Here is a 14,269-nt window from a genome sequence, read left to right on the forward strand (position 1 = left end):
GCTTGCATTAAAGCTAACTAGTATAATGTGACGCAGTGAATAGCGTAGTATAACAGCACAAATCAAATTTGACTAGCTGTTAGTCGCTTTTAACGCTGTCATTAACAAATGACATTCAAGTCTTTCATCGCTATTTAGACCTTGTGTCTTGTCTCTTATTAATAAGGTCTCTAGTCGATAATTTAAACACTGATCTTCAATAAATTTGAAAGTATTTTTAAAAACAGTCTCTAAATGGTCTTCATTTATCTGATGTTGCCACGTCGCAAGCTTAATTAATGGCTCGTAATCTTCCGTTCCTCTGAAAAATTCAAGTAGTTGCGCAGTAGTAACGTCGTCTTTTTCTAACGCTTGTTCTTGTAAGCGTAATAATAATCCAATACCGGCAATATTCATTTGCGCTAAATCAGGTAAATAAGGAATGCTTTTAGCCATTTTTGGGTGTTGAATTAAAATACCAATAGCTTGACGCATAGGTGTTATTTTAAATTTACGCTCAATTGAATGTTGTTGCTTAGGTGTTTTTAAACGATTATTAAGTTGCTCACGTGTTCGACCAATTAACCGACCAAGTTGTTCAAGAATATTTTCTTGATAAAATTCACTTGGTATTTTTTCTATTAACGGTAATGCAGCACTAAGTAGTTTAGCTTTACCAGAATCAAGGGTTAAATCAATTTCTTGGCTGAGTTTTTTAAAGAGTACTTTGGTAAAATCATCTGCTTCGCTTAAGCGTTGTTCAAATTGTTCTCTACCTTCTTTTTGTACTAAAGAATCTGGGTCTTCGCCATCAGGTAAAAAGACAAAATTTAACGCCTTACCATCACTTAAGTAAGGTAATGCATTTTCGAGCGCTCTCCATGCTGCATCTTTGCCTGCACGGTCACCATCGTAACAACAAATAACTTTATCTGTTGTTCTAAAAAGTGTGTGCATATGCTCGCTAGTTGTTGCTGTACCAAGTGCGGCTACGGCATATTCAATACCTTGCTCAGCAAGCGCTACAACATCCATATAACCTTCAACAATAAGTACATGATCAAGTTTTTTATGAGCTTGTTTAGCCTCATACAAACCATATAATTCAAAGCCTTTATGAAAAATACGGGTTTCTGGTGAGTTAAGGTACTTAGGACCTTGATCGGCTTGCATTACACGACCACCAAAAGCAACCACACGTCCGCGTTTATCTCGGATAGGGAACATTAAACGGTCGCGGAAAAAATCAAATTGTCTGCCAGGTGTTTTTTCTGAGGCAAGTTTTAGCTCAACCAATTGCTCTTTTTGCTCTTTGTTACGACCAAGTTGTAGGCATAAACCATCCCATTCACTTGGAGCATAACCAATCATGAATTTTTTAACTATTTCACCACTTAAACCACGACCTTTTACGTATTCAATAACGGCGGCAGAATTACTATGGTGTTTTAATTGGTGTTGATAAAAGCGCGCAGTATGAAGCATTAAATCGTAGTCAGAACGTTTTTGCGCTGCAGTACGTTCAGGTCCAGAGCTTGTACCTTGTTCGCGAGGAACATCTAAATTAAGTATGCTCGCAAGCTCTTCAATAGCATCAACAAATTCAAGTTTTTCGTATTCCATTATAAATGAAATAGCGTTGCCATTAGCACCACAACCAAAACAGTGATAAAACTGCTTATCTTGAGATACAGTAAATGAAGGCGATTTTTCGTTATGAAAAGGGCAGCAAGCTTGATAATCCTTACCTGCTTTTTTTAGACCTACTTTTGAGTCTATTAGGTCGACAATATCGGTTCTGGCAAGTAAGTCGTCTATAAAATTACGTGGGATCTTTCCAGCCATTAGTAAAATAAAGTCCTGAGATGATGAGATGAATAACGAAAGCGAAATTTACTTTTCATACAAACTTAGCGCAAAAAAAAGTGTGTTTTAACTTACCAAAATGACAGCTAAATAAATAGGGTAGGTATAAATAATTTCGTTTTTAACTTCGGATATAAATGTACTTTAAATAAATTTTAAACGAAGAAACCGAGCGCTAGGCTCGGTTTGCTTCAATCATACTTTAATGTATGTGGGTGTATTAGGCTGTTAATCGTTGCTTAATTAAACCAGAGATTTTGCCCATATCGGCGCGACCTTCAGCTTTGCTTTTGATTATACCCATTACTTTACCCATGTCTTGCATACCTGCTGCGTTAGTATCAGCAATAGCCGCATCAATGAGAGCAATGATTTCTTCTTCACTCAATGCTTGAGGTAAGAAAGTTTCAAGTGCTGTAATCTCACTAGCTTCAATATCAGCTAAATCATCACGCCCAGCATCTTTGTACTGAGTGTAAGAGTCACGACGTTGTTTAACAAGCTTCACTATAACGGAGGTAATACCTGCGTCGTCTAGTTCTATGCGCTCGTCAATTTCACGTTGCTTGATTGCAGCAAGTACCATGCGAATAGGGTTAAGACGTAATTTGTCTTTGGCTCTCATCGCATCTTTTTGCGCATCTTTTAGCGTTATTAAAAGGCTCATTTATACAAGACCTAATATATTAGTATAATTTAACGCGACGTGCGTTATCACGAGAAAGTTTTTTCATGTGACGTTTAACTGCAGCAGCTTTTTTACGTTTACGTTCAGCTGTTGGTTTTTCATAGTGCTCGCGACGACGAACTTCTGAAAGGATTCCTGCTTTTTCACATGAACGCTTGAAGCGACGAAGTGCTACGTCAAACGGTTCGTTCTCTCTTACTTTAATTACTGGCATTAAAAATTCACCTACCTAAATTATGAGCGTTGCTCAAGTTGATCAAACATTGATCAAGTGGTTCAAAAATGGTGCGGTATTGTAATCCGAAGCAACACCACATGTAAAGGACAATATTAACAGAAACGCATCATCTAAAATAGTATTAATTTGTTTGACGCTTATACAGTCTGCAAAATACTTGACCTGCTTTTTTTTCTTTAATTAACAACCAGTTGCTTGGTGGGGTGAAAGTGTTTAATTCAGATTCAACTTCGACATAAATTAACGCTTGGGCGTTAAGCCATTGGTTGTTTTCTAGTAAATCACAACTTATTTGTGCTAAATCTTTACGAAAAGGAGGATCAACAAAAACAAGATTAAATGGTTCGTTTAAGTTTTTTTGTTCTAAAAAAGACAATGTATTGATGTGCTTTACTTGTGCATTTTGTAGTTTTAGGGTGCTAATGTTTTGCTCAAGTTGTTTAGCTGCACAATGGTCTAGTTCAACAAATAGTGCGCTTTTAGCAAAGCGAGAAAGCGCTTCAAATCCTAAACCACCAGAACCTGCAAAGCAGTCGAGTACATTTGTATCTCGAGTATCTTGCATTAGCCAGTTAAATACCGTTTCTTTTATGCGATCGGTCGTAGGTCGCAAACCTTGTACGTCTTTTACTGGGAGCTTACGGCCACGAAATTGGCCGCTGATTACTCTAATAAAGCCATCGCTGGATTTACTAATTGCTTTATTTTGCGCTGTTTTTTTTCTCATTTAGCTCACTAAAAAATGGTATCTGAGATTTAGCTCAGATAATATTGTACATAGATTATGTATAGCTTCATTTTTCATCCGCATTAAAAGTGTTACTATTTAGCATTCACGTTTTGAACGGTTGTTTGGCCGGCAACTATATTGCTAGGCATTGCCAAGCTATTTTCAAATTTTAGTTTATCAGATTTTTATAAGTGGTTATTAGCAAGTATGGCAAAAAAAAATAAATTCCTGTCTTGGTTCGGTTTTGGTAAGTCAGATGAAAAACAAGCAGAACAAGTAAATGAGGCTGAAAACCAACAAGCGTTAGCTGAGCAACAAGAAGCTGAACGTTTAGAGCAAGAGCGCATTGAAGCTAAGCAAGCACAAGCTATGCGCCTCGAAGAAGAACGCATTGCGGCTGAAAAAGCTGAGGTTGAACGTTTAGAACAAGTAAAACTTGCTGATGAAAAACGCGAAGCAGAGCAAGCTGAGAAGTTAGCGATTGAGAAAGCAAATGCAGAGTTATTAGCAAAAGAACAAGCTGATACTCAAGCGCAGCAATTAGAACAACAAACACGTTTGGCAGAACAAGAAGCGCAAATGCGTCTTGAGCAAGAACGTATTGCGGCTGAAAAAGCAGAAGCTGCACGTTTAGAACAAGAACGCATTGCGGCAGAGCAAGCAGAAGCTAACCGTTTAGAACAAGTAAAACTTGCTGATGAAAAACGCGAAGCAGAGCAAGCTGAGAAGTTAGCGATTGAGAAAGCAAATGCAGAGTTATTAGCAAAAGAGCAAGCTGATGCTCAAGCGCAGCAATTAGAACAGCAAACACGTTTAGCAGAACAAGAGGCGCAAATGCGTCTTGAGCAAGAACGTATAGCCGCTGAAAAAGCTGAAGCTAACCGTTTAGAACAAGTAAGATTTGCTGATGAAAAACGCGAAGCAGAGCAAGCTGAGAAGTTAGCGATTGAGAAAGCAAATGCAGAGTTATTAGCAAAAGAACAAGCTGATGCTCAAGTGCAGCAATTAGAACAGCAAACACGTTTAGCAGAACAAGAAGCGCAAATGCGTCTTGAGCAAGAACGTATTGCGGCTGAAAAAGCTGAAGCTAACCGTTTAGAACAAGTAAGATTTGCTGATGAAAAACGCGAAGCAGAGCAGGCTGAAAAGTTAGCGATTGAGATAGCAAATGCAGAGTTATTAGCAAAAGAACAAGCTGATGCTCAAGTGCAGCAATTAGAACAGCAAGCACGTTTGGCAGAACAAGAAGCGCAAATGCGTCTTGAGCAAGAACGTATTGCGGCTGAAAAAGCAGAAGCTGCACGTTTAGAACAAGAACGCATTGCGGCAGAGCAAGCAGAAGCTGAACGTTTAGAGCAAGAACGTATTGCAGCTGAGAAAGCAGAAGCTGAACGTTTAGAGCAAGAACGTATTGCAGCAGAGAAAGCAGAAGCTGAACGTTTAGAGCAAGAACGTATTGCAGCAGAGCAAGCAGAAGCTGAACGTTTAGAGCAAGAACGTATTGCAGCAGAGCAAGCAGAAGCTGCACGTTTAGAGCAAGAACGTATTGCGGCAGAGCAAGCAGAAGCTGAACGTTTAGAACAAGAACGTATTGCAGCAGAGCAAGCAGAAGCTGAACGTTTAGAGCAAGAACGTATTGCGGCAGAACAAGCAGAAGTTGCACGTTTAGAACAAGAGCGTATCGAAGCAGAAAAATTAGCTAACGATGAATCTAAAAAGGAGAAGCCTAAAAAAGAAGGCTTTTTCTCTCGTCTTAAAAAAGGCTTATTAAAAACACGTATTAATATAGGCTCAGGTTTTGCTTCTGTATTTAGTGGTAAAAAGATTGATGACGATTTATTTGAAGAGCTTGAAACTCAGTTATTAACCGCTGATTTAGGCGTTGATACAACCATGAAGTTGATTGACAGATTAACTGATGGAGCTAACCGCAAGCAGTTAAAAGATGGCGATGCACTTTACGAGCTTATGAAGCAAGAAATGGCAACTATGCTTAAAACTGCAGAGCAACCTTTGGTAATACCTGCTGATAAAAAGCCATTTGTTATATTAATGGTTGGTGTAAATGGAGTTGGTAAAACAACGACTATTGGTAAGCTTGCAAAGCAGTTTCAAAGTGAAGGTAAATCTGTGATGCTTGCTGCTGGCGATACATTTAGAGCCGCAGCAGTTGAGCAATTGCAAGTATGGGGTGAGCGCAATAGTATTCCTGTTATTGCACAGCACACTGGTGCTGATAGTGCGTCTGTTATTTTTGATGCATTTCAAGCTGCTAAAGCGCGCAAGGTTGATGTGTTAATCGCCGATACAGCTGGTCGCTTGCAAAATAAAGACAATTTGATGCAAGAGCTTGAAAAAATAGCACGAGTAATGAAAAAAATTGACCCAGATGCACCTCACGAAGTTATGTTAACGATCGATGCAGGCACGGGGCAAAATGCAATTAGCCAAGTAAACTTGTTTAACCAATGTGTTGGTTTGACGGGAATTACGCTTTCAAAACTTGATGGAACTGCAAAAGGTGGTGTTATTTTTGCGGTAGCTGATAAGTTTAATATTCCAATTCGTTACATTGGTGTTGGTGAAAGTATTGATGATTTACGCGCCTTTAAAAGCGATGACTTTATTGATGCATTATTTAGCCAAGATGAGGACGACGTTTAATTTACCAAAAGGGAGCTTGCTCCCTTTTTAATTGCGAGGAATACCAATTTTATTAATGTGTTAATGGAGTTGGCATAATAAAAAATGATAAATTTTCAGCAAGTAAGTAAAACCTATCCAGGAGGGCATCGTGCCCTTGAAAAAGTTAATTTTCATATTAAACCTGGAGAACTAGCATTTTTAACCGGCCACAGTGGCGCAGGTAAAAGTACGCTATTGAAGCTAATTAGCTTAATGGAACGCCCATCTGCGGGAAGTGTTTTTATCAACGGTGTTGATTTAAATAAGGTTAACTCGCGTCAAATTCCTTATGCTCGTCGTGACATAGGTATTATTTTTCAAAATCATCGCTTATTAGAGCGCTACACTGTATTTGATAATGTTGCCTTACCTTTGATCATTGAAGGTACTCACCATAATCAAATCGCAAAGCGTGTACATGGAGCGCTCGATAAAGTAGGTTTAATTGATAAGATTAAATGTCATCCATCTATGCTTTCAGGGGGAGAGCAGCAACGCGTAGGTATTGCTCGCGCTATTGTAAACTCACCGCCAATTTTATTAGCCGATGAGCCTACAGGTAACCTAGACCCTGAGCTTTCAATGGAAATCCTAAAGCTGTTTGAGGACTTTAATAAGCACGGTACAACAGTATTGATTGCCACCCATGATTTAGGTTTAGTTGCACGAATGAAGTATAGAAGCCTAACGTTAAAAGATGGTCGAATGCTCCAAGATCCGCTAGCTGAGGGGGCTTTATGAGTTTACTTTTTAAAGGTCGAACAAATAAAAACCAAAAGCAAAAAAAATCTGTATTAGCGGGCGGCTACTTTTTTATTATTAATATTTTTCGCCAAGGTGTACATAGCTTAGGTGAAATGTGGCGTACGCCATTAGCTTCGTTAATGACAATTGCTGTGTTGGGCTTAAGTTTAACGTTACCGGCGACGCTTTATTTGGTCGTTAAAAACGTTCAGCAAGTAAGTAGTGGGTTTGAAGAAGCGAGCGAAATTTCGTTGTTTGTAAAAGAAAGTATGAGCGAGCAAGAAACGCAAACGCTAGTAAAACGCTTGGCGCTATACCCAGAAGTGGAAGGCGTTGCATTTATTTCAAAGCAAGAAGCATTAACAGAATTTAAAGATGTATCGGGTTTTGGGCAAGCGCTAGAGTATTTAGATAGCAATCCGCTTCCAGATGTTGTGTTGGTAACACCAACCAAGCGTCATCGTCAACCTAACGCAGCTAAAGCGCTTTTAACTAAATTAGAAGGTGAACGTGAGGTAGACTTTGGTAAGCTCGATATAGCTTGGTTAGAGCGCTTAAATGCATTACTTAGTTTATTAAAAGAAAGTGTAATTACTATAACGTTACTATTACTTACTTCCGTCACGCTAATTATTGGTAATACTATTCGTTTATCAATTATGGATAAAAAAGAAGAGATCCAAGTGATGAAATTAGTTGGTGCAACTAATACATTTATTCATGCGCCATTTTTATGGACGGGTATTTGGTATGGCGTTATAGGTGGTTTATTTGCTTTTATTTGCATAGCTTTAATGATGTGGTGGCTGTCGAGCGCTGTTAGCAGTGTGGCAGGGGTTTACCAAACCAGCTTTTCGCTAATTGGTTTAACATTAAAAGAGTTCGGTTTTTTAGTTTTACTTGCTACAAGTTTAGGCTTTGTCGGCTCGTATTTATCTGTAAATCGGTATATTAAAGAAATAGAACCCGATAAAGTATAAGTGAACCAACCCAAGTTGATACGCGTATAGTATCAACTTGGGTTGTACCTCGCGTTATTAAAACTGTCATATTTATGTACTATCCTCCCGTAAAGTAATGAGTTGTAAATAAGGTGATACGCTGAGGTTAACCTCCTGCAACCCCTTAATTCATCACTTATTCAGTCGCTTATAGTAGACTAAATACATACTAAAAAACTGCTTGATTTATACTTCAAAAAAGTTTTAAATTGGGGTTAGCACTCTTAGAGAAAGAGTGCTAAGATAGTTTCAAATGTTTATCACCGAGGTGAAAAATGAGTAAAGATTTATACGCAATGGCACTTACAGTCGGACAACAAAGCGCAAGCATGGACGGTTACCTTCAAGCGGTAAGCACTATCCCTATGCTTAAAGTTGAACAAGAGCAAGAACTTGCTAAAAGGCTTCAAGACGAAGGCGATCTTAGTGCTGCCAAGCAACTCATTATGTCGCATTTACGCTTTGTAGCACATATTGCTAAAAGCTACTCGGGATACGGTTTACCACAAGCAGACTTAATCCAAGAAGGCAATATAGGTCTGATGAAAGCGGTTAAACGTTTCGACCCAGCAGTGGGTGTTCGTTTAGTATCGTTTGCAGTGCATTGGATTAAAGCAGAGATTCATGAGTTTGTGCTTAAAAACTGGCGCATAGTTAAAGTTGCGACCACTAAAGCGCAACGTAAATTGTTTTTTAATCTTCGTAAAAATAAAAAACGTTTAGGTTGGTTTAACCAATCAGAGGTTAGCACTGTAGCTAGCGAGCTAGGTGTAAGTGAAAAAGAAGTTCGTGAAATGGAGTCGCGTATGAGCGGCCAAGACATGGGCTTTGACTTAACTGGTGACGATGATGATAACGCGCCAACAAGCACTTACTCACCAGTACAGTATTTAACAGATGGCGCAGCCGATTTAGCTGACGACGTTGAGCAACAACAATGGAAAGAGCAAGCACATACTCGTTTGTTTAGTGCACTTAAAACACTAGACGAACGTTCGCAAGATATTGTTAGTGCTCGTTGGTTGTCAGATGACAAGGCAACACTTCAAGAGCTTGCGCAAAAGTACAGTGTATCTGCTGAACGTGTTCGCCAATTAGAAAAAACAGCGATGAAAAAGCTACAAAGCGCTATGAGTTAATACTGCTCAAGCTACAAAATTTAAAAAGCCCTGCATGAAAATGCGGGGCTTTTTTGCTTTTAAGCCTTATAAAAACAAAAAATAGCAGATGCTAAGTAGTAATAAATATCATAAGTTTAAATGCCAATATTTAAGTATTCAATTAACACCGCTTTAAGTGCTTTTTGTTTTGAGTTAAGCGTTATGACTTATCTAGCATTTCCCGCCTTTCCCTCAGATTGCGCTAACTGAATATACTTTCGCTCAACCAACTGCGACACAGGTACTAATTCAAAACCTTGTTCTGTTAGTTTAGGCAATGCATGGCGTAGAAATTCAATAGTTTCAGGGTAGGGATGGGCAATCGCAATGGCAAAACTGTGATCGGTGGCTTGTTTTTTTAGCTCGTTAAGTCTTAACTGTAATTGCTCTGTTGTAGTTATATTATCTAAAAAAACCTGGCGACTAATATTGGCAACACCTAAAAAATTAGCAGCATTTTGAGCTTGGCTCAAACCTGTTGTTCTACTATCTAAAAAATATAAATGGCGCTTTTTCAGTACTTCCATTGTCCATTTCATTGCTTGGCTTTGCTGTGTAAGTGCAGAGCCCATATGGTTATTAACTCCCTTTACTTGAGGCAAACTAGCGAGAGCTGTACCAAGTGTTTGTTGAAGCTGTTTTTTATTCATATTTAATGTGAGCCCACCCGGACCTAGCTCTTTGCCATTTAATGCCTGCATAGGTATGTGCAATAATAATTCTTTATTTGATTGACTGGCGAGTGTTGCAAAAATTTGTGAATAAGGGGTATGAGGCAAAATTGAATACGTCAATTGCCCAGGTAAGGAGAGAAACTCTAAATCTCGTTGGTGATAGCCTATATCATCAATCACTATCGCTATTTGTTTAGCTTTAACAGCAGTAGATGCAAAGCAAACAACGAATAAAAACGACATTATTATTCTTATATTTATGTTTTTCACCGGTATAGTTTTCACGTTTATAATTATTATTATCTTTTTAATGTCAGTACATAGCCCTAAATAAAGCTCGTTTATTGCATACTGAGTAATTGTTTTGCTTTAACTAATTGTAGATCGGCTAAATTATCAAAGTGTAATTGCTGAGTACCATTAGCCTGTTCATTTTTTATTATAACGGCTTTATTGCTTTGTGAAAGAGTTGTTTGATTAATCGCCACGTCGGGCGTTATACCTATGCCATCTATTGATGCTCCCGATGGTGTAAAGTACTTAGCGGTAGTGAGTTTTATTGCTGTATTTCCGTCAGCTAATGGAATGAGTGTTTGTACTGATCCTTTGCCAAACGATTGGCTTCCTACAATTTTAGCGCGTTTATTATCTTTTAAAGCCGCAGCTAAAATTTCGGCGGCAGAGGCTGAATTTTCGTTGATAAGCACCACGATTGGTGCTCCTTTTAAAATATCTCCACGCTTAGCGTAAAAAGCTTGATTAGCGTCATAAAAGCGTCCTTTGGTTGTAACAATAGTGCCGCTTTGTAAGAACAAATCAGATACTGCTACTGCACTTTGCAATGTCCCTCCTGGATTATCGCGCAAATCAATAACAAGCCCTTTAAGTGAGTGACCATAGTTACTTTGCATTGCAGCAACCTGCATAGCCACTTCATGCAATGTATGATTAGAAAAAGCATTAATTGCCAAATAACCGGTACCGGAGTCTAAAAGTTGGCTTGTAGCGCTTTCTAGGTTTATTTCAGCTCGAGTCACATTAAAAGAAATATTATTTTTATTTCGTTGCACAGTTAGGTTTATATTTGCAAATTCACTATCTCTTATTAAAGCTGCTACTTGATCAATTGTAAGACTTTCAATAGTTTGCTTGTTTACACTTATAATAATATCGTTAGGTAAAACGCCTGTATTTTTAGCGGGTGAGTTATTAACAACATCTACGATAGTCATTTTCCCTTCAATATTTTTAACTTCAATTCCTAAACCGGTATAGCGTCCATTCGTATTATCAAATAACGCGGTGAGTTCTTGCTCATCTAAATACTTAGAGTAGGGATCGAGTTTTGCGTATAAAAGCTCAAATTGTTGGTTGTCATATTCTATATGCCCACTGTTTTTGAGTGCTAAATCTTCTACATAATAAGCTTGAATATTAAATAAAATCTCATTGATTTTTTTATTTTTTAATTCTTTTACTGAACTTGCAAATACGTTGTTCGACAGTACCAAGAGGGTTATTAAGATAAGCAAACACAGGCTTAGTGCTAAGCCTGTGTTTGTATTTTTTAAAGTGTATGGGGTAGTGGTTTTATTATTCATTAGCTGCTCCAGTGCGGCGCAGCGGTTAATTTAATTAAATTCGTCTGCACCATTTTACAGGATTTACTGCACGTCCCTTATGGCGTATTTCAAAGTATAGACCAGAACTGGCTTGTCCGCCGCTTTGCCCAACTAAAGCAAGGGTTTCGCCTTCACGTACCATATCGCCCACATCTTTTAGAAGTGTTTGAGCATGACCGTATAGACTCATAAAACCTTCACCATGATCTACAACTATTACCCAACCGTAACCTTTTAACCAATCAGCAAATACAACTTGTCCATTTTGCACACTGTTAATATTTGCACCTTCTTTTGCGCCGATTAATACGCCTTTCCAATCAATGCCACCATGTTTGCGCTGACCAAACGTATGCTCTAATTTACCTTTACTTGGCCAGTTTAGTTTGCCTTTACTTTTATTTAGCCCGAGTAATTCTATTTTTTGTGTTTTTTCTTTTTCGAGTTCTTCGATGGTGGTAATTAAGGTTTGTTGGTTTTCTTTTAAATAGTTAATCGAACTTTTGGTGCCGTTAATCTGTGCTTTTAAGTTTTTAAAATTAGTTTGTCGTTCTTTTTGCGCACTAACTAACGCTGTTTGTCGTCTTTTTTGTTCATCATGTAAGGCGACTAATTTTTGCTCTGTTTTAGCAAGTTCAATTTGGTTTTGTACTATTTGCTGCTGAAGTTCTTTTAACTCTTCAATTTGTTCTATTCGCGCTTTATTTAAATAATTGTAGTAGCTAAGTGTTCGTTCAAATTTAGCCGTGTCTTCTTGGTTCAACATCATTTTAGAGTAGTCATCGCCACCAGCCATATACGCACTTTTTATTTGCGCGGCTAAAATGCGTTGAAATTCAGTATGCTTTTCATCAAGTTGTTCAGCTTTTTGCTGCTGCTGTTTTTGTTGTTGTTGGGTTTCTTTAACTGATTGCTCTGCCATGTTTAAGGCTTTGGCGTTTTTAGCTATATCGAGTTCGTGACTTTTGAGGCTTTTTTGTAATTTAGCTATTTTTTTACGTTGTGCATCATATTCTGCTCGGCTTTGCTCAAGTGCATTTTGAACTTCTGATAAGTCTTTTTTAGTACGATCTTCGTTAGCGACTGCAGGAGCAGCCGCTAATGAAGTGAGTATTAATCCGCACTTAATTAACCGGTTAATACGTCTATTCATGTGTTATTTCAACGTCATGATAGGTTTGCCTGTCATTTCACTTGGTTGTTCCATACCCATTAAGTGAAGCATAGTTGGTGCAACATCACTTAATGCTTTACCTGTTGATGCTGTTGCATCGCGACCTACATAAATAAATGGAACTGGTTCGCTAGTATGTGCAGTGTGCGCTTGACCTGTTTTAAGGTTTGCCATTTGCTCTGCGTTACCATGATCGGCTGTTATTAATGCCTCACCACCAAACTCTGCAAGCGCATCAACAACTCGACCAATGCAACTATCTACAGCTTCACATGCTTTAACTGCTGCTTCAAATACACCAGAATGACCAACCATATCGCCATTAGGATAGTTACAAATAATGGCGTCGTATTTACCGCTTTTAATTGCTGCTATTAGTTTATCGGTTAGCATTTCTGAGTTCATTTCAGGTTGTAAGTCATATGTTGCTACTTGAGGTGAAGGAATTAGCTCGCGAGTTTCGCCTTTAAATTCATCTTCTCGTCCACCACTAAAGAAAAACGTAACATGTGCGTACTTTTCGGTTTCGGAAATACGTAACTGTGTTTTGCCATGTTTTTCAAACCACTCGCCAAGTACATTAACTAAAGGCGTAGGTCCAAATGCTACTGGCGCATCAATATCGGCAGCATATTCTGTCATCATTACAAATGCGCTCAGCTTAGGCGTACTTTTTTTAGTAAATCCATCAAAGCTTGGTTCAACAAAAGCACGTGTGATTTCTCGGGCTCTGTCGGCTCTAAAGTTAGCAAATATAAGTGTGTCGCCATCATTTATAGCGGCTGATTTAGCGCCTTTAGGTGCAATAGTTGTTGCGGCTATAAACTCGTCGTTTTCGTCGCGCTCATAAGCGGCTTCAAGAGCTGTTACGCCATTGTCATAATTAAAGTCGCCTTCGGCTAATGCAATTACGTTGTAGGCTTTTTCTACGCGGTTCCAACGATTATCTCTGTCCATTGCATAATAACGACCAACTAATGAGGCTAATCGACCACATTTGAGTTTTGCAAATAACGCTTCAATGCGCTCAATTGATTCTTTAGCGCTGCGAGGAGGTGTATCGCGGCCGTCTAAAAAGCCATGAAAGTACACTTCTTTTGCACCACGTTTTGCAGCAAGTTCAATGCTTGCCACAATATGATCTTCGTGACTGTGCACACCGCCGGGGCTCAGTAGTCCCATAATATGTACAGCTTTACCTGCTTTAACGGCTTTATCTATATTTTCTACAAGTGCTGGCGTTGAATCAAATTCGCCATCGTTAATTGCTTTAGTAATGCGAGTAAAATCTTGATAAACAACACGTCCTGCGCCTAAATTTACATGGCCAACTTCTGAGTTGCCCATTTGACCATCAGGAAGACCAACATCAAAACCTGAGGCTGAAATTAATGTATGAGGGCGTGTAGCCCATAAATCGTCTAATACCGGCGTGTTTGCTGCAAGAATAGCGTTACTTTGCTCATCTTCGCGGTATCCCCAACCGTCTAAAATCATTAATACCAGTGGTTTTTTATGTTCTGTCATAGTAGCTCCTAAATAATTGGCACCTGTCTCGCTTTAGCATACCGTGTTTTGTAGCTAGGATCAGCAATCAAAACAGCATATTAAAATTTTTCATTGTGCGATATAAAGTAAAGTCGTTAATGCACGCTGTATAACTTATATATGGGGCGTTTTATGTACTTTTAAACAGCCCCTAAACTCG

General features: G+C 38.6%; 12 protein-coding genes. 4 read left to right on the forward strand and 8 right to left on the reverse strand.

The window, feature by feature from the left end; translation table 11 throughout:
* Positions 1-72 precede the first annotated feature (72 nt).
* The 4 genes from dnaG to rsmD all read right to left on the reverse strand — a co-directional run bounded on the left by dnaG (position 73) and on the right by rsmD (position 3,498).
* On the reverse strand, positions 73-1,824 hold the full coding sequence (gene dnaG, locus GQR56_RS00495; RefSeq protein ID WP_024612446.1) for a DNA primase: 1,752 nt from the start codon (positions 1,822-1,824) through the stop codon (positions 73-75).
* Between the two features lie 241 nt (positions 1,825-2,065).
* Entirely contained in the window at positions 2,066-2,512 is a 447-nt protein-coding gene (locus GQR56_RS00500) for a GatB/YqeY domain-containing protein (RefSeq protein ID WP_008171091.1), read from the reverse strand.
* Between the two features lie 19 nt (positions 2,513-2,531).
* Complete coding sequence (gene rpsU, locus GQR56_RS00505) at positions 2,532-2,747, reverse strand: 30S ribosomal protein S21 (RefSeq protein WP_002957797.1); 216 nt, start codon at positions 2,745-2,747, stop codon at positions 2,532-2,534.
* A gap of 145 nt (positions 2,748-2,892) precedes the next feature.
* Positions 2,893-3,498, reverse strand: a complete 606-nt coding sequence (gene rsmD / locus GQR56_RS00510; RefSeq protein WP_024612447.1) for a 16S rRNA (guanine(966)-N(2))-methyltransferase RsmD — start codon at positions 3,496-3,498, stop codon at positions 2,893-2,895.
* 210 nt (positions 3,499-3,708) lie between these two features.
* Here rsmD and ftsY point away from each other — a divergent pair, with 210 nt between their 5' ends.
* The 4 genes from ftsY (at position 3,709) to rpoH (ending at position 9,070) form a co-directional block, all read left to right on the forward strand.
* The gene (gene ftsY, locus GQR56_RS00515) at positions 3,709-6,165 is read left to right on the forward strand and encodes a signal recognition particle-docking protein FtsY (RefSeq protein WP_166108808.1); all 2,457 of its coding nucleotides are present in this window, start codon (positions 3,709-3,711) and stop codon (positions 6,163-6,165) included.
* 84 nt (positions 6,166-6,249) lie between these two features.
* Positions 6,250-6,927 carry a cell division ATP-binding protein FtsE gene (gene ftsE / locus GQR56_RS00520; protein WP_166108809.1) on the forward strand — a complete coding sequence of 226 codons (678 nt, stop codon included), beginning with the start codon at positions 6,250-6,252 and terminating at the stop codon, positions 6,925-6,927.
* On the forward strand, positions 6,924-7,910 hold the full coding sequence (gene ftsX / locus GQR56_RS00525) for a permease-like cell division protein FtsX (RefSeq protein WP_024612450.1): 987 nt from the start codon (positions 6,924-6,926) through the stop codon (positions 7,908-7,910). The genes ftsE and ftsX overlap by 4 nt, the downstream gene beginning before the upstream one ends.
* A gap of 296 nt (positions 7,911-8,206) precedes the next feature.
* Entirely contained in the window at positions 8,207-9,070 is an 864-nt protein-coding gene (gene rpoH, locus GQR56_RS00530; RefSeq protein ID WP_166108810.1) for an RNA polymerase sigma factor RpoH, read from the forward strand.
* A gap of 188 nt (positions 9,071-9,258) precedes the next feature.
* Here the strand turns inward: rpoH and GQR56_RS00535 are convergent, their stop codons facing one another.
* The 4 genes from GQR56_RS00535 to gpmM all read right to left on the reverse strand — a co-directional run bounded on the left by GQR56_RS00535 (position 9,259) and on the right by gpmM (position 14,088).
* The gene (locus GQR56_RS00535) at positions 9,259-10,008 is read right to left on the reverse strand and encodes a divergent polysaccharide deacetylase family protein (protein ID WP_024612451.1); all 750 of its coding nucleotides are present in this window, start codon (positions 10,006-10,008) and stop codon (positions 9,259-9,261) included.
* A 98-nt stretch (positions 10,009-10,106) separates the two neighbouring features.
* The gene (locus GQR56_RS00540) at positions 10,107-11,366 is read right to left on the reverse strand and encodes a S41 family peptidase (RefSeq protein WP_166108811.1); all 1,260 of its coding nucleotides are present in this window, start codon (positions 11,364-11,366) and stop codon (positions 10,107-10,109) included.
* Positions 11,367-11,400: 34 nt separating this feature from the next.
* On the reverse strand, positions 11,401-12,540 hold the full coding sequence (locus GQR56_RS00545; RefSeq protein ID WP_166108812.1) for a peptidoglycan DD-metalloendopeptidase family protein: 1,140 nt from the start codon (positions 12,538-12,540) through the stop codon (positions 11,401-11,403).
* 3 nt (positions 12,541-12,543) lie between these two features.
* On the reverse strand, positions 12,544-14,088 hold the full coding sequence (gene gpmM / locus GQR56_RS00550; protein ID WP_166108813.1) for a 2,3-bisphosphoglycerate-independent phosphoglycerate mutase: 1,545 nt from the start codon (positions 14,086-14,088) through the stop codon (positions 12,544-12,546).
* Positions 14,089-14,269: the final 181 nt, after the last annotated feature.

It is taken from the genome of Pseudoalteromonas sp. Z9A5 (genome assembly GCF_011378875.1).
Lineage (GTDB): Bacteria > Pseudomonadota > Gammaproteobacteria > Enterobacterales > Alteromonadaceae > Pseudoalteromonas.

Coding starts and splice junctions, on each gene's coding strand:
- ftsE (WP_166108809.1), top strand. CDS start 6,250: ATGATAAATTTTCAGCAAGTAAGTAAAACCTATCCAGGAGGGCATCGT.
- dnaG (WP_024612446.1), bottom strand. CDS start 1,824: ATGGCTGGAAAGATCCCACGTAATTTTATAGACGACTTACTTGCCAGA.
- GQR56_RS00535 (WP_024612451.1), bottom strand. CDS start 10,008: ATGTCGTTTTTATTCGTTGTTTGCTTTGCATCTACTGCTGTTAAAGCT.
- ftsX (WP_024612450.1), top strand. CDS start 6,924: ATGAGTTTACTTTTTAAAGGTCGAACAAATAAAAACCAAAAGCAAAAA.
- rpoH (WP_166108810.1), top strand. CDS start 8,207: ATGAGTAAAGATTTATACGCAATGGCACTTACAGTCGGACAACAAAGC.
- gpmM (WP_166108813.1), bottom strand. CDS start 14,088: ATGACAGAACATAAAAAACCACTGGTATTAATGATTTTAGACGGTTGG.
- GQR56_RS00545 (WP_166108812.1), bottom strand. CDS start 12,540: ATGAATAGACGTATTAACCGGTTAATTAAGTGCGGATTAATACTCACT.
- rpsU (WP_002957797.1), bottom strand. CDS start 2,747: ATGCCAGTAATTAAAGTAAGAGAGAACGAACCGTTTGACGTAGCACTT.
- GQR56_RS00540 (WP_166108811.1), bottom strand. CDS start 11,366: ATGAATAATAAAACCACTACCCCATACACTTTAAAAAATACAAACACA.
- rsmD (WP_024612447.1), bottom strand. CDS start 3,498: ATGAGAAAAAAAACAGCGCAAAATAAAGCAATTAGTAAATCCAGCGAT.
- GQR56_RS00500 (WP_008171091.1), bottom strand. CDS start 2,512: ATGAGCCTTTTAATAACGCTAAAAGATGCGCAAAAAGATGCGATGAGA.
- ftsY (WP_166108808.1), top strand. CDS start 3,709: ATGGCAAAAAAAAATAAATTCCTGTCTTGGTTCGGTTTTGGTAAGTCA.